We start from the raw sequence: 16,959 nt of genomic DNA, 5'->3' as shown, positions 1-16,959 counted from the left end.
GTTCTCCCTCCGCACGCTAGGCGTCGTCGCCGCAGCATGACCTTCCCTGTTTCCTCCACGCGCAGCGCCCTTCAAGCGCGCACGTTTCGCACGACGCTCGCACCGCATCGCTCACCGCGCCGTCGAACACCCCCATAACGGCCGTGATGCTCTTCGTCGGGACAAGCAAGCACTCCGACGTCGCCGTCAAGCCAATGCTTCGCGGCGCATCGAGCGCGTCGAGCAACCCCTTCTGCACGGTCAGGGGAAAGTCACCGTATCCAGGGCTGTAGCGGCGGTTCACGGCGCACGCGCGCTCAGCGGCATAGCAAGTCACCTGTTCCTCCGCATCGGATGCGGCGGATTCGACCAAGGCGGAAGCCGCCGCATCGAAGAACAGCGCCTCCGTTGGACTGACCGCGACCCTTCGCTGGTACTCTCGCTCGTACGACGACCCCAGCGTGCAGGCGATCAAAACGGCTTCCCTCGCCCCCTGAAGATGCGCGGCAATGTCTTTTCCCTCCAGCGGCTGAGGCACGCCCTCAAGCCAAACGCACATATCGCTTCCCCGTTCTCGATCAAGGGGAAACGCCCGCCAAATGCACCGCGGCTTCACGGCTTTCTCGCACGCACGCATCACGTCCTCGAGTCGGGCCAAAAGCTCGGCATCGAGAGCCTGGCCATGATATCCCAGGTAACGCAGCACTTCAGCGCGATCAAAGCCCGCCATGCCGACCGCCTTCCGCACCCCAGGAGCCCCTGAGCGCGCCCACGCAGGCGCGCGCGATGTCAGGCTGGTTCATCGTGTAAATGTGCAATCCGTCAACGCCGTGCTTCTGAAGATCGACCAGCTGCTCGCACGCGAACTCGATCCCGGCCGACCGCAGGGAATCGGGAGCGTTTTCGTATTTCGCCAAAAGCTTGATGATGGGAGACGGCAGCGAGGCGCCGCACATGAACACCATGCGCTGTATCTGGGCCTTGCTCAGAAACGGCATGATGCCGCACGTTATGGGCACCGTGACGTGCGCTCTTTCGGCCGCTTCGCGAAAGCGGTAGTAATATTGGTTGTCGAAGAACAGCTGCGTGACGAAAAAGCTCGCACCTGCATCTTGCTTCTGCTTCAGATGAGCGACGGACGCCTTGAAGTCGGTGCACTCGATATGGCCTTCGGGATAAGCCGCCGCTCCAATGCAAAACCCCTCGTCAGCCAACCTCATGATAAGGTCCTTGGCATACTTGAACGGCGACGGGTCGCAGGCGGACACAAGGTCTCCGCGCAAGGCGAGCACATTGGAGACCCCGCGACGACGCAGATCGTCGATCGCAGCGGTCAACGCCTCCTCGGTAGAGTTGATGCACGTCAGATGCGCAACCGAAGGAACATCGAAGTCGTGGTGGATAAGCGAAGCGACTTCAGCCGTAGCCTGCTGGTTGCCGCTCCCTCCCGCCGAATACGTCACGCTGATGAAGTCGGGAACAAGATCGGCCAAAGAAGCCGCAACCCCATGAGCCGCATCGAGCGTCAAATCCCCCTTCGGAGGGAAAATCTCGAAAGAGACCGGCTGCTTGCGCGTAGCGAATATGTCATCTATCCTTCTCATGCCTCCATTATTGCGAATCGCGACGCTCCGAGCAAGGACGTCGGGGGCATCGGGTCGAACACGGCAGCACAGTCGCGACAAAAGGACACCCCTTCAGGGTTTCGTCAACCCAGAACGGCTCCCTATCGTACAACGGTTGCCATATTGTCATTTGCGCGATAGAATGCACATTCCCGTCGCAAACACCAACTGCAAAACGAACACGTTCGCGTTCCGCCCGGCGCCACGCTTGGGCGGAACGTCTTGTTTGCGGGGGCGCAACACCGCAAAGCCCGACACGACCCAGAAGAATCGACCATGCAACGCGACAAAATCAAACCTATCCTGTTCAGCATCATCAAGCATTCCAGCAAAGAAGAGCTCAAGAAGCAGCTGCCCAAAGACATCGTTTCGGGCATCATGGTGGCAGTAGTGGCCCTGCCCCTCTCCATCGCCCTCGCCATTGCCTCCGGCGTCAGCCCCGAAAAGGGGCTCTATACGGCCATCGTCGCCGGGTTCCTTATCGCTTTCTTAGGCGGAAGCCGCGTGCAGATCTCCGGTCCCACCGCGGCGTTCGCCACCATCGTAGCCGGCATCGTGGCCGCCGACGGCATAGACGGCCTGATCGCCGCCACCATCATCGCTGGCGTCCTGCTTATGCTCATGGGATTCTTCAAGCTCGGCGCCATCATCCGCTTCGTGCCCTACACCATCACCACGGGCTTCACCGCGGGCATCGCGGCAACGCTCGTCATCGGACAGGCGAAGGACTTCCTAGGGCTCACCTTTCCCGCAGGCGCGCCCACGGTTGAGACCATGGACAAGCTGCAGGCCGTAACCCAAAGCATCGCCACGGTCAACTGGCAAGCGTTCGCAGTGGGCGTCGTGTGCCTTGCAATCCTTTTTGCCTGGCCCAAGGTAAGCGAAAGGATCCCCGGCTCCCTGGTGGCGCTGATCGCCGGAGTGGCCATGGTGAACGGCTTCGGAATGAACGTGAACACCATCGGGGACCTTTACACCATCAACAGCGGACTGCCCGCCTTCCACGTTCCGCAACTCAACCTGGACATATTCCGCGAGCAGATGATGAACGGCGTCACCATCGCCATTTTGGCCGCCATAGAATCATTGCTGTCCTGCGTGGTCGCCGACAGCATGATCAGCTCCCACCATCGCAGCAATATGGAGCTGGTAGCGCAAGGCGCGGGCAACGTCGCGTCGGTGCTGTTCGGCGGCATCCCCGCAACGGGAGCCATCGCCCGCACGGCCGCGAACGTCAAAAACGGCGGACGCACCCCCGTCGCCGGCATGACCCATGCGCTGGTGCTGCTCATCGTCCTGGCGTTCTTCATGCCCTACGCCGCCTTCATCCCCATGCCCACCATCGCGGCCATCCTGCTGCACGTCGCATACAACATGTCCGGCTGGCGCAACTTCGCGCATCTGTGCAAAACCACGTCGAAGGGCGCCGTCGCCACGCTGCTTCTAACCTTCACGCTGACCATCGTGTTCGACCTGGTGGTAGCCATCGGCGTGGGCATGCTGATCACCGTGGTCCTGTTCATGAAGATGGTCAGCAAGGAAACCGAGGTCCGCGGCTGGAAGTACTACTGCGACGAGGACTCCGAGGTCACCCACCTTCGCGAACTGCCCAAAAGCGTGCGCGTGTACGAGATCAACGGCCCCATGTTCTTCGGCATGACCGACCGCATCACGGACATTTCGGTAAAATCGTTCACGAAGTACCTGATCATCCGCATGCGTGGCGTTCCCTCGCTCGACTCCACGGGCATGAACGCACTGGAGAACCTGTATGACTACTGCCGCGAAAACGGCGTGAGCCTCATCTTCTCGCATGCCAACGAGCAGCCCATGAAGACCATGCGGCGCGCAGGCTTCGTGGATTTGGTCGGCGAAGATCATTTCCGCGGCAACATCGACGACGCCATAGCCTACGCGCACCAGCTGCTTGACGAGGAGAGTCGAGCGGTGCGAAAGCGCGCGCAGTAGCGCAAGCGCACCGCCAAGCCAAGCCTCAACGTTGCCCGAGCGCCACGTGCGCAAGTTCCAACCTGCGCGCGTGGCCTCGACGGTCGCGCCTGGGCCACGCGAAGCGACCGCAAGAACCCTAGCCGCTGCCACCGCGCCGCAACAACTCGTTGCTTTACGTTTTCGCACCTCGCATGGTTCAATGTCCTTGCGGCGCATCGCCGCTTCCGCCCGCCTGAAAGGACGCCCCATGACCATCGCAGACGCCCTCGTAACCATGCGCAAAGAGCGCAACCTCACGCAGCAAGACGTCGCCCGCAAGCTTTTCGTAACGCGCCAAGCGGTATCTCGCTGGGAAAACGGCGAGACCACACCCGGCATCGATATGTGCAAGCTGATCTCGGCCACCTTCGACCTCCCCGTCACCCACTTGCTCGAGATGCCCGACGGAGACTACTGCCAAAGCTGCGGCATGCCCTTTTACCAACCGAAAGACTACGGCAGCGAAGCCGACGGCGCACCTTCCGCCGACTACTGCTCATGGTGCTATCGCGACGGCGCATTCGTCGAAGACGAGTCGCTTGAGGAGCTTATCGAGCGTTGCGCCCCGTACATGGCCGAATCCTGCCACGTTTCACGCGACGAGGCCGTCTCGTTCATGGGCGCGCTGCTTCCCCACCTCAAGCGCTGGAAGTAGCAACCGAAGACGCCGCGGACCGCACAACGTGCCGAACGCGCCGGGCCAACCTTGCTGCGTGCGCGCTCCGAACGCGCCTCGTGCATGCTCCCACGCCCCCTCAGGCTTCCTCGTGATAGAATTCGTCCAGGAAAATCAACCCCGCAGCGCGCACGCAGCACCGCGGGCGTTTCAAACCCACGAAGACGGGAGCATCATGATCAAGGAACTGGTAAAGGACGAGGCCATCCTCTCGCAGCCCTGCGCTGCAGCCACCGCCGAAGACGCGTCGGTTGCGCAGGATCTGATCGACACGCTGATCTCGCTCGAAGGCGCCGCATGCTTGGCGGCCAATCAAATTGGCGCCGCCACCTGCGTTGTCGCCTATCTTGACGACAACGACCAGCCGCACGTCATGTACAACCCCAAGCTGCTGCAGGCGCTCGGCGCGTTCAAGACCGTCGAAGGCTGCCTTTCCTTGGAGGCCGATTCCAAGGTAACGCGCTACGATCGCGTCAAAATCGCCTACGAAGAGCTGGTCGACGGCACGCTTGTTGCCCGCAAGAAGGACTTCAACGGCTGGACAGCCCAGATCATTCAGCACACGATCGACCATTGCAAGGGCAAGCTGGTCTAGCTCGCGCGCTCAGGCAGTCCGAACCATCATGGCAAAACCGTCCAGCAACCCCGATCGAGACCGTTGGATTCGCGCGCTCGCCGCAAAAGGCGGGCGCGCCGCTTCGGCTCCCCTCAATCGCAACCCGCGCGCAGGCATCGGCCCGAACAAGGCCTCGGGCCACAAGGGCGGCATCAGCCGCCAAGGATCCAAGCGCGGTTGATGCCGCACGCCTAGAATGGAGCACCCTTGCACGAAGCAGAGCCTTTCGGTCCCGAACGCAGCCATCCCCAAACGACAAGCCGCCCGATTCCTCGAGTTGCTTTCGTCTGCACGCACAACTCATGTCGAAGCCAAATGGCAGAAGCAATCGCGAAGCAGATCGCAAAAGGCACCTTTGCAGCTTGCTCGGCCGGCACGCACCCCCGGGAGCACATAAACCACCAGGCACTGCAAACGCTTGCCAACCATGGATACGGAACCGACGGGCTTCGGTCAAAGCCGCTCGACGATATTCCGCCCGTCGATTGGGTTGTCACCATGGGCTGCGGGGTTGCGTGCCCGGCGCTTCCATGCGCGCATCGCGAGGATTGGGGGCTCGAAGACCCCAGCGGCAAAGACGATAGCTCGTTCGAAACCTGTCTCGCCCTCATTGAAGATCGCATCGCCGACCTCAAGAAGCGCATGGAAGCCGCCCTTTGACCGTTTGCGCCGTATCCCGTTCGCGCAAGCCACCGACCTCCCCGAATCCCGTCGCCTCATCCCGAAAGGCCCTGCCGTGATCAAGCCCATCATGAGAAACCAAACGTTTCTTGCGCAGCCCTGCGCACCGGCGACAACCGCCGATGTCCAAACGGCGCAAGACCTGCTCGACACGCTGGCCGCCCACTCGCACGAATGCGTCGGAATGGCCGCCAACATGATCGGCGTACCGAAGCGCATCATCGTATTCGACGACGAAGGCACGTCGCGCATCATGTTCAATCCGGAAATCATCAGCTGCGCAGGCCCCTTCGAAACGGAAGAAGGCTGCCTCTCGCTGCTCGGCAGGCGCGCCGCCACACGCTACCGAACCATCAAGGTTCGCTACGAAGACGAGGCGTTTCGCTCCAAGACGAAGTCGTTCGCCGGATGGACCGCGCAGATCATCCAGCACGAGATCGACCACTGCAACGGCATCGTGATCTAGCCCGGCGGGCGGCTGCGCGATCCCGCAGCCGCTCGCGCAGCGAAGCCCCGCGCGAGCAAGCCGTGCGAAAGCCTTAGCCCTCTACCGTCCGATCGTGATTCACCACCCGATAGAACAACGATCGAATCTCGTCCGCATCGGTCGTTTGCCCAAGGGCCCACATGGTCTTCGCCACCAAAGCCTCGGTGGTCATATCGCCGCCCTTGAGAATGCCGGGATGGTTGGCAAAGGCTCGTCCCACTTCGTACACGCCCAAATCGCACCCCTCTTCGGGCACCTGCGTGGTCATCACCAGGGTTTTCCCGGCATCGACCCAGTCGAAAAGGGCCTGGTGGAAGTCATGGTACGCAGGAATTCCCCCAATGCCGAACGTCTCCACGATCACCGCATCGTAGTCGCGTTCCAAAAGTTCGAACACGCTTGGGCTCATTCCCGGCGTCAATTTGAGAACGAACACGCGCTCGTTCAAGCGATCGAACAGACGAAGCGACCCCTCGTCCGCGCATCGAACGGGCGAGGCCGCCCGGATCACGCGATCGTTCCTGATAAGGGCTATCTCGGGAAAATTAACGCTCGTAAACGCGTTGAAGCTCATGGTGCGCTGCTTGCGCGCACGAGTACCCGCGATCACCGAGCCGCCGAACGCAACGGACACGTCGCACGATCGATCGTCAAGCGCGTACAGAAGGCTTTGGTACACGTTGAGCTTCGCGTCGGTGAACGGACTGCCCATGGGCTGTTGCGAACCGGTCAGCACAATGGGCTTTCCGCTCCCCTGGATCAGGTACGAAAGCGCCGCTGCCGTGTACGCCATGGTGTCGGTGCCGTGCAGCACCACGAACCCGTCGTACGCATCGTAGGCACGCGCGATTTCGTCGCGAATGAGCATCCAATCAGCAGGTCGCATGTTTGTGCTGTCGATGTTCATAGGCTGCACCACGTCCAACGCGCACAAGCCCTCCACCTGCGGCACGAACCGAGCCAGCTCCTCGCCGGTCAGCGACGGGGCAAGTCCGCAGCCATCCTCGGCTGAAGCGATGGTGCCCCCGGTTGCAATCATCAGAATCTTCTTCATGCGCACGCTTTCCCTCGAATCCTTTGAACGAAACAACAGTACCTGCCTCCACGCAAGTGCGAACGCTCCGATCGAAAATTCCATCAAGCCCCCAGCTGCGCCCAACGCCGCCAGCTCGAAAGAGCGAAACGCCCGCCCCTTCGACCCTGCGCGCAACCTTGGATACGGCTTCGCAAAGTCGACGGCGCCACCGCTGCCCGCGCTTCTCGTGCAGAAACCGCGAATCGTCCCACGACCTCGGCCTTGCAAGGCTCCAGGAGCTTTATACTGATGCTTTTGCAGGACGAGGCGGCAGGGCAAGACGAAAGGTACATAATGGGCGGATTCTTCGGGGCTGCATCACATCATGATGTGGTGCTGGACGTGTTTTTTGGCGTGGACTACCACTCTCACTTGGGAACGCGGCGCGCGGGCATGATTTTCCACGACGACGAGGGCTTCCAGCGCGAAATCCATTCGATCGAGAACACGCCGTTCCGCACGCGCTTCGAAGACGACCTTCCCGGATTCCACGGATGCAGCGGCATCGGCTGCATCAGCGACACCGATCCGCAGCCGCTTCTGGTGCGATCGCATCTGGGCACCTTCGGCATCACCACCGTAGGCGCCATCAACAATGCCGAACAGCTGGTGGAATCCTACTTCACCGACGGCAACCGCCAGTTCATGGCCATGAGCTCCGGTGCCGTCAACACCACCGAGCTGGTGGCTGCGCTCATCAACCAGAAAGACGACTTCGTCTCGGGCATCAAGCATGCTCAGGATGCGATCGAAGGATCGCTCACCTTGCTGATCATGACCGAGGACGGCCGCATCATCGCAGCGCGCGACAAGATGGGGCGCCTCCCCGTGCTCATTGGCAAGAACGACGACGGGTTCTGCATCTCGTTCGAGTCGTTTGCGTACCACAAGCTGGGCTACGACGACGAATACGAACTGGGCCCCGGCGAAATCGTGCGCATCGACGCCGACGGGTACCAGACCATTGCCCCCGCAGGCGACAAGATGAAGATCTGCGCATTTCTGTGGGTGTACTACGGCTACCCCAACTCGAATTACGAAGGCGTGAACGTCGAGGTCATGCGCTACCGCAACGGTGCCGTCATGGCGCGCAACGAAGCCGCTGCCGGTACCCTGCCCGACCTGGACTACGTGGCGGGCGTGCCCGATTCCGGCGTACCGCACGCCATCGGATACGCAACGGAATGCAAGACGCCGTTCGCCCGCCCGTTCATCAAGTACACGCCCACGTGGGCGCGTTCGTTCATGCCCAGCAACCAAGAGGTTCGCAACCGCGTGGCCAAAATGAAGCAGATCCACATCCCCGAGCTCATCCGCGACAAAAAGCTGCTGTTCGTAGACGACTCCATCGTGCGCGGCACCCAGCTGCACGAAACGGTGGACTTCCTGTACGAATGCGGCGCGTCCGAGGTGCACATGCGCTCGGCTTGCCCGCCCATCATGTTCAGCTGCAAATACCTGAGCTTCTCAAGCAGCAAGTCCGAGATGGATCTGATCGCGCGCCGCGTAGTGCAGCAGCTCGAAGGCGACGAGGGTCAGGAGCACCTGGAGGAATACGCCGACAGCTCCACCGAGCGCGGCCAGTGCATGCTGCACGCAATCTGCGAGCAGATGGGCTTCGATTCGCTGGGCTACCAGTCGCTTGACGGCATGCTGGAAGCCATCGGCATCGATCGTGACCAGGTATGCACCTACTGCTGGAACGGCAAGGAATAGCCTTTCCCGACAACGCTTGCTCGACGAAAAGAACCGCTTCGGCGGTTCTTTTTTCATTCTCCCATTTTATTCAACAATTGTACCAATAGTGGTACTCATAACTCACCCCTTCTCCGGTACACTGCGCAGCATACTCGCCAGATCCAAAGCAAGGAGGCCCCATGAGCACCGCAGCCATCGCAACCCGGCATATCGATACCGACCATTCCTCCCGCACAACCGCGCACGCCTCGCACGCGCAGACCTCAGCAGCGAACCCGGAAATCCGCGCGATAGCCGGCGGCCTCTACCCTGGCCGCAAGCAAGCGCTTCACGCGCGAAACCAGCACAACGTCGCAGAGCATGAGCCTTCGAGCGAGTGCTTCGATCGACGCAGGGCCGCTCGAAACGACACCGCAGCGAAGCCGCGCCTCCTTCAGGGAATGCAAGGCGTCAGCTACAACCTGTCGTCAGGCGAGCGCGTCATGGCGGCAAGCGCGGGAATCCTGTTTTCCCTGGCGGCAATCGCAGCCATGATGCTCTAAAGGAAGGGGGGGGGGATACCGTGAAGGACGCTTTAACACCGTTGCGATCGCAGTCTCGACCATCGCTTCGCCCGGCCTCCGCAGATGCGGCGGCCGTCTTCGCAAGCCTGTACCGACGCTGGAGCGGCGATGCTCGTCGCCTCTCGCGCGAAAGCATGCAGGCTGTCCGCAGCGCAACGGGATCGCGCATCATCGACGTGCTTTCCATATGGGACGAACGGGAAGCATGCTGGCTGGCCGACGCACCCACCATGATCAGGCTCGACACTTGCGACATCACCGCATTCGCCATGCACAGCCCGCTCATAGCCATCCACCGCGGCCACGTCGAGACCGACTCCCCCATTGCAACCTTCGGGTCGCGCAGCAGCCCAGAAAACAGTTCGCACGCATCGCAGCCCTTCTTCTGGAGAAGCGTTCGGCCCTGCTCCTACGCATTAGGGCGCACGGTGGAGCGATTCGCGTTCGAAACCGACGGAAGAAAACGCCTCCTGGCCCTTGAAGCCCATCTGGACGACGGAGGATGGCTGCGCATGAGCAGTTTCGGCATCGACTCCGAGCGATCCTATTCGTATGCGTCGAGGATGTTCTTCAAGTAATCGCGATACGCATTCGCAAGCGCCGCGGGCTTTTCGATGCGCACCCGACTGCCGAACTGGGCTACCCAACCGAAAAACGCCGGACTCTCGACAACGGCCACGTGCACATGCGCATGCTCCTCCCCCGCCGATGTGACGGGAACGTCTTCGCCGAATCGGTCGATCACGCCGCCCATGGCTTCGCCGGATACCAAAAGCGTTGCGGAAACCGGCTCGCCTCCGTACATGCCGAACGCGCGCTGCTCCAGCTTCCCCGCATCGAACGTGGCAATGCGGTCGTTGCGCGAAGCAGGCTCGTCAAGCAGGGCGATATGCTCCATGCGGTCCACTCGGTAATGAGGGAACCCGTCGTGCTTCTCGTTGTATGCCACCAGGTAGTAATAGCCGTCTGCGTACACCAGCTGCACGGGAGTTTCCTCGTAGCGCCGACCGTTGCGCTGCCGAACCCGACGCTTTTGCGCATCGTATTTGAAATAGAGAAACGACACTCTGCAACGCTGCGCCATAGCGCGCTGAAGCTGATCCACGTTGGCCAGCACCGACTCGTTCTGCATCTTGATGCGACCCTCAACATGCAAACGCCTGGTCAGAAGCGCCCGCTGGCGCTCGGGAGCCAGCCGCTTCACGCTGCGAACCAGCTTGTCGCTCATGCGCTGCGTCAGGAAGCGCGAGCTTTGCACTGCGTCCACCAACAACGCAAGCTCCGAAAGCGTGAAATCTCGCGAAGCCAACGCGTACTCGACCGGGGCGCAACGCCGCGTGCGTATATCCATGCCGAAAGCGCGCAACGCCTCGATGTCGCGGTATACCGACTTGCGTTCGGCCGAAACACCGAGCGCCCCTAGCCGCTCGAGGATCTCGGCCATAGTAAGGCCGCGCTCGTCATCGGTTTCATCTTGAAGCATCTTCATGAGATGCAGCAGCTTCAGCTTCTGGCGGTTGACGGCCATGCACGCTCCTTTTTCAGCCACGTCTTCAAACCCCAGTATACAAGCGCGCCCCAAAACTATCGCAAAAAAGGCCCTGCCGCTTTGAATAAACGGCAGGGCCTTTCCATGCATAACGTTTAACGGCTACAGCATTTCAGCGCGCAGCTCCTCGCCGCTTTTGGAGGACAGGTACGCCGGAGCGATGTCGAACATCGTCTTGCAGCCCATCTGGCCCTCGCGGCTCAGGCGATGCGCCGCACGAGCGCACGCCGTAAGCACGCTGCCCGTAAACTCGGGGTTAGAATCCAGCTTCAGCGAGAACTCGACCACATGACGATGCTCGCCGTTTTCGCCGGTCAAGCCCGAACGAATCACCGAACCGCCATGGGGAATGCCCGCATGGTCGCGATCAAGCTCTTCCTGCGAGATAAACGTGACCGTAGTGTCGTAGTCGGCAAAGTAGTTCGGCATTTCAACGATGGCCTTTTCGATGGCCGTCAGATCGGCGCCCTCCTCGGCCACCACGAAGCACTCGCGCGTATGCTTCTCGCGCGTGGTCAACTGAGGATTCCGACCAGCCCGAACGGACTCGAGCGCCGCAGGAACGGGAACCGTGTACTGACGAGCGTCGGCCACGCCCTCGATGCGACGAATCGCATCGCTGTGACCCTGGGAAACGCCGCGACCCCAGAACGTGTAATCGGCGCCTTCGGGCAGAATGCAGTTCGCGTACAGGCGCGCAAGCGAGAACATGCCCGGATCCCAGCCGGCGGAAATGACGGCGACCTTGCCGCCTTCCTTTGCCGCTGCGTCCACGTTCGCAAAATGCGCGGGTATGTTCGCGTGCGTGTCGAAGGAGTCCACCACATTGAACAACCCGGCGTACGCCGGCGTCTGCTCGGGCAGATCGCGCGCGCTGCCACCGCACAGGATAAGGACGTCCACGTCGTCCGCATGCGCCGCCAAGTCGTCGGCAGAGTACACCGAAACGCCCTCGGTCAAAGGCTTCACGGAAGCAGGGTCGCGTCGAGTGAATAGAGCGACCAGCTCAAGATCATCGTTTTGACGGCAGGAAAGCTCCACGCCCCTGCCCAGATTGCCGTACCCCAAAATGCCGATGCGCGTTTTCGTCATATGCTGCTCCTTGTACTCGTTTGCACCCATGCATTGAATGTATAGGTTAATGATGGACGACCACAACCAACGTCGTCAACGAACGCGATGCGACTTCAAGAAAGCCCCATCGTGCTGAAACGAATTGGAAACCTTATCAGAATGAATGTACCGCACGACCGTCGTGCGAGCCAAAAGGCCGGCGCGTGGGCGCAAATCGGCACCCGTGACAGCACCCGCCCCGCATACAGCCCCCTAGAGCCGCACGCCTGCCGCATCCTAAGATGCGGCAGGCGTTTTGTCGGCGATCTCTCCGAAAGCACGCTTTCAGCACCCAGCGCATTGCCATAGGCGCCGGGTTGCTCCCACACGCCGCCCGTCCGCCTCTACGCCTTCTCCACCCGAATGGCGCACACCTTGTACTCAGGCGCCTTCGACACGCGGTCGAGCGCGGCGATGGTCAGCCAGTTGCTGTTGCCGTCCTGGAAATGGAACGGCATCCACGTTTCACCCGGGTTGGTCTTGCCCGACACGCGCGCCGTCGTCTCGATCTGGCCACGACGCGACGACACGCGCACACGATCCCCGTCGGACACGCCCAAAGCCGCCGCATCGCATTCGTGCAGCTCGATGAACGAACGATCCGCAACCTCGTTCACGCCCCGCGCGCGAGCGGTCATCGCGCAGGCGTTGTACTGGTACAGAATGCGCCCAGTGGTAAGCATGAGCGGGTATTCCGCATCGGGCAGCTCCACCGAAGGCTGATAGCTTGGCGTAGAGAACGACCCCACGCCCTGCGAAAACTCGCTCACATGCAGGATGGGCGTACCCGGATGCTCCTCGTTCGGGCACGGCCATTGCAAACCGCGCCCGGCAACGCCGTCGCCGTCAAGGCGCTTATGGCTCACGCCACCGTAGGTGGGCGTGACGGACGCCACCTCGTCCATGATCTCGGCCGGCGTCAGGCAAGGCTGGGCATACCCCATCCGATTCATGACCTCGGTGAATATCTCGGTGTCCGGACGCGCGCCCGCCAGAACGTCCACCGCCTTGCGCACGCGCTGCACGCGACGCTCGGTGTTCGTGAACGTGCCCTCCTTCTCGGCGTAGCTGCAACCGGGCAGAATCACGTCGGCGTACTTCGCCGTCTCGGTCATGAACAGGTCGTCCACCACGAAGAAGTCCAGCGACTCCAGCGCGCGGATCACGTGCCCCGTATCGGGATCGGTGCGCACAGGATCCTCACCGAACAGGAACAGCCCCTTGATGCCGCCCTCGATCATGGACGGGAAGCACTCAGTTGCCTTCACGCCGCGCTCGCGCGGCAAGCCGGTTCCCCACGCGCGCTCGAAACGGCGCACCACCTCGGGGTCGGCCACCTTCTGGTATCCCGGCAGGTCGTCGGGTCCGGCGCCCATGTCGCATGCGCCCTGCACGTTGTTCTGGCCGCGCAACGGATTCACGCCGCCGCCGCGCTTGCCCAAGTTACCCGTGATCATAGCGATGTTGGACAGCGCCATCACGCCGTCGGTGCCGGTGGAGTGCTCCGTCACTCCCAGACAGTACACGATGGCAGCCACTCGGGCCTTACCGTACATCTTGGCCGCAGCCACCAGGTCGCGTTGGTCGACGCCGCAGATATCCTCCACGCGCTCCGGCACGTAATCGCGCACCGTCGCGGACATGATCTCCACGCCCTCGGTGCGTTCGTGCACGAAATCCGCATCGTAGAGGCCTTCGCGCAGGATCACGTTCACCATGCAGTTGGCGAAAGCCACGTTGGTGCCCGGGCGCAGCTTCAAGTGAATGTCCGCCTGCGCGGCCAGCCCGATGTCGCGCGGATCCACCACGATCAAACGGCACCCGCGTTCCACCGCAGCGCGTATCTGCATGCCGATGACCGGATGAGCCTCCTCGGGGTTCGACCCCACCAGCATGATCACGTCGGCTTCGTTCACCACGTCTTCAATTGAGTTCGTCATCGCTCCCGAACCAAGCATGGTTGCCAGACCGGCAACCGTGGGAGCGTGTCAAACACGCGCGCAGCAGTCGACGTTGTTCGTCTGCAGCGCCGTTCGAGCCATCTTCTGGAACAGGTAGATGTCCTCGTTCGTGGAACGCGAACAGGCGAACGCCGCAAGGGAGGCTCCCCCATGCTCGTCGCGCAGCTCCGTGAAGCGACGAGCCACCAGATCAAGCGCGTCATCCCAGGTAGCAGGTTCGAATTCGCCCGTTTCGCGATTCTTGACAAGCGGCGTGCGCAAACGATCGGGCGCATCGACGAAGTCGAAGCTGGCCGAGCGTCCCTTCACGCACAGAAGGCCGTTGTTCGAAGGGCCGGGCGCTCCCTCCGCATCCACGATGCGCCCATCCTTCACCACCAGGTCAAGCTGGCATCCCACGCCGCAATGCGGGCACGTGGTGCGCACGCGATTCGTCTCCCACGAGCGGTACGCCGCGCGGCGCTTCTCCGTGAGGGCCCCGGTCGGGCATGCCTGCGCGCACGTGCCGCACGACTCGCAATCGGTCATGCGCCAATCGACCCCGAAAGGTGCCTCGATAACCGTGCGAACCCCGCGCTTTCCCGCCTGCAGCGTATGGTTGCGCGCAGCGCTGTTGCACGCGCCCACGCAACGCTGGCAACGGATGCACAGGTTGGGATCGTATGAAAGGAACGGATTGGCGTCCAGCACGGGCTCGCGCTTCTGCGCAACCTCGAAGGAAGACTCCAGCACGCCGTACTCGCGGCAAAGCGCTTGCAGCTCACACGCGCCGTTCTTGTCGCACGAGAAGCAGTAGTGCGTCGAATCAAGCCCATGATCGGCGATGATGAGATCGAGCGCAACGCGACGGTACGCCTCCACGCGCGGCGAATCCGTGGTCACGACCATACCGTCTTGCACAGGCGTCGAGCATGCGGGAACCGGATGGTCCAGGCCCTCCACGTCCACCACGCACACGCGGCACGACGAAACGGCTCCCGACCTCTTCAAATAGCACAGCGTGGGAATGCGCACGCCCGCCTCGCGCGCGGCGTCCAGCACGGTCGCCCCCTCGCGCGCCTGCACAGCGCTCCCATTGATCGTGATGCTAGGCATACTGAACCCGGCCCCCTTCCAACGTTCCCGGTCCGAAGCAATCACAGCGCAGGCAGCGCCCGCACTCCTGCACGGCTTCTTCGCGGCTCATCTCAATCTCGACGCCCTGGAAATCGCGTTTGCGCTCGCGAGCCGGACGTTCGGTTATCTCCACGCGCCCCTTAGGCGTGCGGTCGTTCGGGCGCGCAACGGGAACCTCCACGTCGCAGCGCAGTTTATGGCTGTACCCCAAGAACTCGTCGATGTTGCGCGCGGCGACCTTGCCCGCTCCGATGGCGCGAATGGCCGTCGCGGGTCCCGTCTGGCAATCGCCGCCCACGAACACGTTGTCGAAGCCCTCGGCGCGCAAGCGCTCGTCTGCGTTGAAGCAGCCCCAGGTGGTTGCCATGCCGAACTCCTCGAACGGGGCCGACACCACATTCTGCCCCACCGCAATCAGCACGATATCGGCCTCGATGCGGCGTTCGGGCTTGTCAGCCGCCACAGGGGCAGGTCGGCCGCCGCGCACCGCGCCGATCATCTGCGGTTGGGTGATAAGCGCCGCGCATCGCCCTTCCGCGTCCTTCTCGACGGCCACGGGCGCCTCCAGGACGATCATCTCGACGCCTTCGGCGATGGCGCTCTCCACTTCGATAGGCAAAGCGGTCATGTCTTCCTTGCGGCGCCGGTACACCACCGACACGTCGTCGGCGCCTGCGCGAACCGCAGTTCGCGCGCAATCCATGGCCACGTTGCCGCCGCCCACCACGACCACGCTCTTGCCCGAGAAATCAGGGTAGTCGCCGTCGCCGATGCGGCCCAACATATCGACAGCCGACATCACGCCCTCGGCGTCCGCGCCTTCGATGCGCAGGCTCTTGCCCGTTTGGGCGCCGATGGCCACGTACGCGGCATGGTAGGTGTCCGCGATCTCGCGCATCTCGGTCAGGCCGATCGCCTCGCCGCAGCGCGCGGTGATGGTGCCGGCGTTCATGATGCCGCGAATATCCTCGTCCAGCCGCTCGCGCGGGAAACGGTACGCAGGGATGCCGTAGCGCAGCATGCCCCCCAGCTGATCGCGCTCCTCGAACACCGTCACGCGATGCCCCATGAGCGCGCAGAAGTACGCGCAGGTCAAACCACTCGGCCCGCCGCCGATAACAGCAACGGTGCGCGCCGTGTCAACGCTGCGCTGCGGCACCGGCACGGTATCGGCGGGCGCCTGGTCCACGGCGAACTTCTTGATGCCGCGGATGTTGAGCGGCGCGTCGATGAGCGTGCGCCGACAGCGCTCCTCGCACGGATGCTCGCACACGAGCGCGCACGCCGTGGGAAACGGGTTGTCCTTGCGCACCATCTGCACGGCACCGGCGTAGTCGCCTTCGGCCACCAGCGCAATGTAGGCGGGCACGTTCACGTGCGCAGGGCAGAGCGTTTCGCAGGGAACCGACTGGCCCACGCCCGCTTGGCAGCAGCCTCGCTCCACGTGGCTTTCGTACTCCTCGGCGAACGCGTCCATGCCCTCGAGCAGCGCATTAGCCGCCTCGTAGCCAATGGCGCAGTCGGCCGTGTCGCGCACCATCTGAGCCAACGCGCGCAGTCGCTCCAACGCCCCGGCGTCGGCGTCGCACGCCACCACGCGCTCGAGCAACGCGGCAAGCTGCGGCAAACCGTCGCGGCACGGGACGCACTTGCCGCAGGTTTGCAGAGCGCCGTCGCGCAGAAGCGACAGCTGGGCGGCAAGCGGGCACATTCCCGGCGGAGCCGTCTCCACCCGTCGTCCGTGCCTGTTCAACTGTTGGGCGATACGCGCGTCGTCTTTCGACTTCGGCGCAATCGATAATGCGGCCACGTTCATCCCCCATGTTCGATG

The 16,959-nt window shown here is 62.5% G+C and carries 15 protein-coding genes; 8 read left to right on the top strand and 7 right to left on the bottom strand.

Translation table 11 applies throughout. The features are described from left to right. Positions 1-16: 16 nt before the first annotated feature. Both LQE90_RS10000 and LQE90_RS09995 read right to left on the bottom strand, forming a co-directional pair. Positions 17-709 (bottom strand): vitamin B12 dependent methionine synthase, encoded by a 693-nt coding sequence (locus LQE90_RS10000; RefSeq protein ID WP_216529619.1) that lies wholly within the window; start codon positions 707-709, stop codon positions 17-19. Next, a complete protein-coding gene (locus tag LQE90_RS09995) occupies positions 696-1,583 on the bottom strand; it encodes a methylenetetrahydrofolate reductase (protein WP_216529618.1) in 888 nt (295 codons plus the stop codon). Before LQE90_RS09995 ends, LQE90_RS10000 begins: the two co-directional genes overlap by 14 nt. A gap of 297 nt (positions 1,584-1,880) precedes the next feature. Between LQE90_RS09995 and LQE90_RS09990 the strand changes: the two genes are divergently transcribed. The 5 genes from LQE90_RS09990 to LQE90_RS09970 all read left to right on the top strand — a co-directional run bounded on the left by LQE90_RS09990 (position 1,881) and on the right by LQE90_RS09970 (position 6,032). Then, positions 1,881-3,572: a SulP family inorganic anion transporter gene (locus LQE90_RS09990; RefSeq protein ID WP_216529617.1), complete on the top strand. Its 1,692-nt coding sequence runs from the start codon at positions 1,881-1,883 to the stop codon at positions 3,570-3,572. Positions 3,573-3,801: 229 nt separating this feature from the next. Further along, entirely contained in the window at positions 3,802-4,248 is a 447-nt protein-coding gene (locus LQE90_RS09985) for a zinc ribbon domain-containing protein (RefSeq protein WP_216529616.1), read from the top strand. A gap of 196 nt (positions 4,249-4,444) precedes the next feature. Next, positions 4,445-4,864 carry a peptide deformylase gene (locus tag LQE90_RS09980; protein WP_216529615.1) on the top strand — a complete coding sequence of 140 codons (420 nt, stop codon included), beginning with the start codon at positions 4,445-4,447 and terminating at the stop codon, positions 4,862-4,864. 228 nt (positions 4,865-5,092) lie between these two features. Continuing rightward, the gene (locus LQE90_RS09975; RefSeq protein WP_255713268.1) at positions 5,093-5,545 is read left to right on the top strand and encodes an arsenate-mycothiol transferase ArsC; all 453 of its coding nucleotides are present in this window, start codon (positions 5,093-5,095) and stop codon (positions 5,543-5,545) included. A 76-nt stretch (positions 5,546-5,621) separates the two neighbouring features. Then, the gene (locus LQE90_RS09970) at positions 5,622-6,032 is read left to right on the top strand and encodes a peptide deformylase (protein ID WP_216529613.1); all 411 of its coding nucleotides are present in this window, start codon (positions 5,622-5,624) and stop codon (positions 6,030-6,032) included. 73 nt (positions 6,033-6,105) lie between these two features. On the opposite strand, the gene LQE90_RS09965 is transcribed toward LQE90_RS09970, so the two are convergent. After that, positions 6,106-7,107, bottom strand: coding sequence for an asparaginase (locus tag LQE90_RS09965; RefSeq protein ID WP_216529612.1), 1,002 nt, complete (start codon positions 7,105-7,107; stop codon positions 6,106-6,108). A gap of 315 nt (positions 7,108-7,422) precedes the next feature. Here LQE90_RS09965 and LQE90_RS09960 point away from each other — a divergent pair, with 315 nt between their 5' ends. From LQE90_RS09960 to LQE90_RS09950, 3 genes are all read left to right on the top strand, one after another. Next, positions 7,423-8,844: an amidophosphoribosyltransferase gene (locus LQE90_RS09960; protein WP_216529611.1), complete on the top strand. Its 1,422-nt coding sequence runs from the start codon at positions 7,423-7,425 to the stop codon at positions 8,842-8,844. 161 nt (positions 8,845-9,005) lie between these two features. Next, the gene (locus tag LQE90_RS09955; RefSeq protein WP_216529610.1) at positions 9,006-9,368 is read left to right on the top strand and encodes a hypothetical protein; all 363 of its coding nucleotides are present in this window, start codon (positions 9,006-9,008) and stop codon (positions 9,366-9,368) included. 20 nt (positions 9,369-9,388) lie between these two features. Then, complete coding sequence (locus LQE90_RS09950) at positions 9,389-9,967, top strand: hypothetical protein (protein ID WP_181792605.1); 579 nt, start codon at positions 9,389-9,391, stop codon at positions 9,965-9,967. On the opposite strand, the gene LQE90_RS09945 is transcribed toward LQE90_RS09950, so the two are convergent. The 4 genes from LQE90_RS09945 to LQE90_RS09930 form a co-directional block, all read right to left on the bottom strand. After that, entirely contained in the window at positions 9,934-10,917 is a 984-nt protein-coding gene (locus LQE90_RS09945) for a helix-turn-helix transcriptional regulator (protein WP_216529609.1), read from the bottom strand. The two genes, LQE90_RS09950 and LQE90_RS09945, sit on opposite strands and share 34 nt — an antisense overlap. A gap of 123 nt (positions 10,918-11,040) precedes the next feature. Continuing rightward, positions 11,041-12,030, bottom strand: a complete 990-nt coding sequence (locus LQE90_RS09940; protein ID WP_216529608.1) for a diaminopimelate dehydrogenase — start codon at positions 12,028-12,030, stop codon at positions 11,041-11,043. A gap of 365 nt (positions 12,031-12,395) precedes the next feature. After that, the gene (fdhF, locus tag LQE90_RS09935; protein WP_216529607.1) at positions 12,396-15,107 is read right to left on the bottom strand and encodes a formate dehydrogenase subunit alpha; all 2,712 of its coding nucleotides are present in this window, start codon (positions 15,105-15,107) and stop codon (positions 12,396-12,398) included. Next, a complete protein-coding gene (locus LQE90_RS09930; RefSeq protein WP_253288238.1) occupies positions 15,100-16,944 on the bottom strand; it encodes an NAD(P)-binding protein in 1,845 nt (614 codons plus the stop codon). The genes fdhF and LQE90_RS09930 overlap by 8 nt, the downstream gene beginning before the upstream one ends. Positions 16,945-16,959: the final 15 nt, after the last annotated feature.

This window comes from Paraeggerthella hominis, from assembly GCF_021044775.1.
Taxonomy (GTDB): Bacteria; Actinomycetota; Coriobacteriia; order Coriobacteriales; family Eggerthellaceae; genus Paraeggerthella; species Paraeggerthella hominis.
Note: the sequence above shows the minus strand (reverse complement) of the source record. Positions and strands in the feature narration are given on the sequence as shown.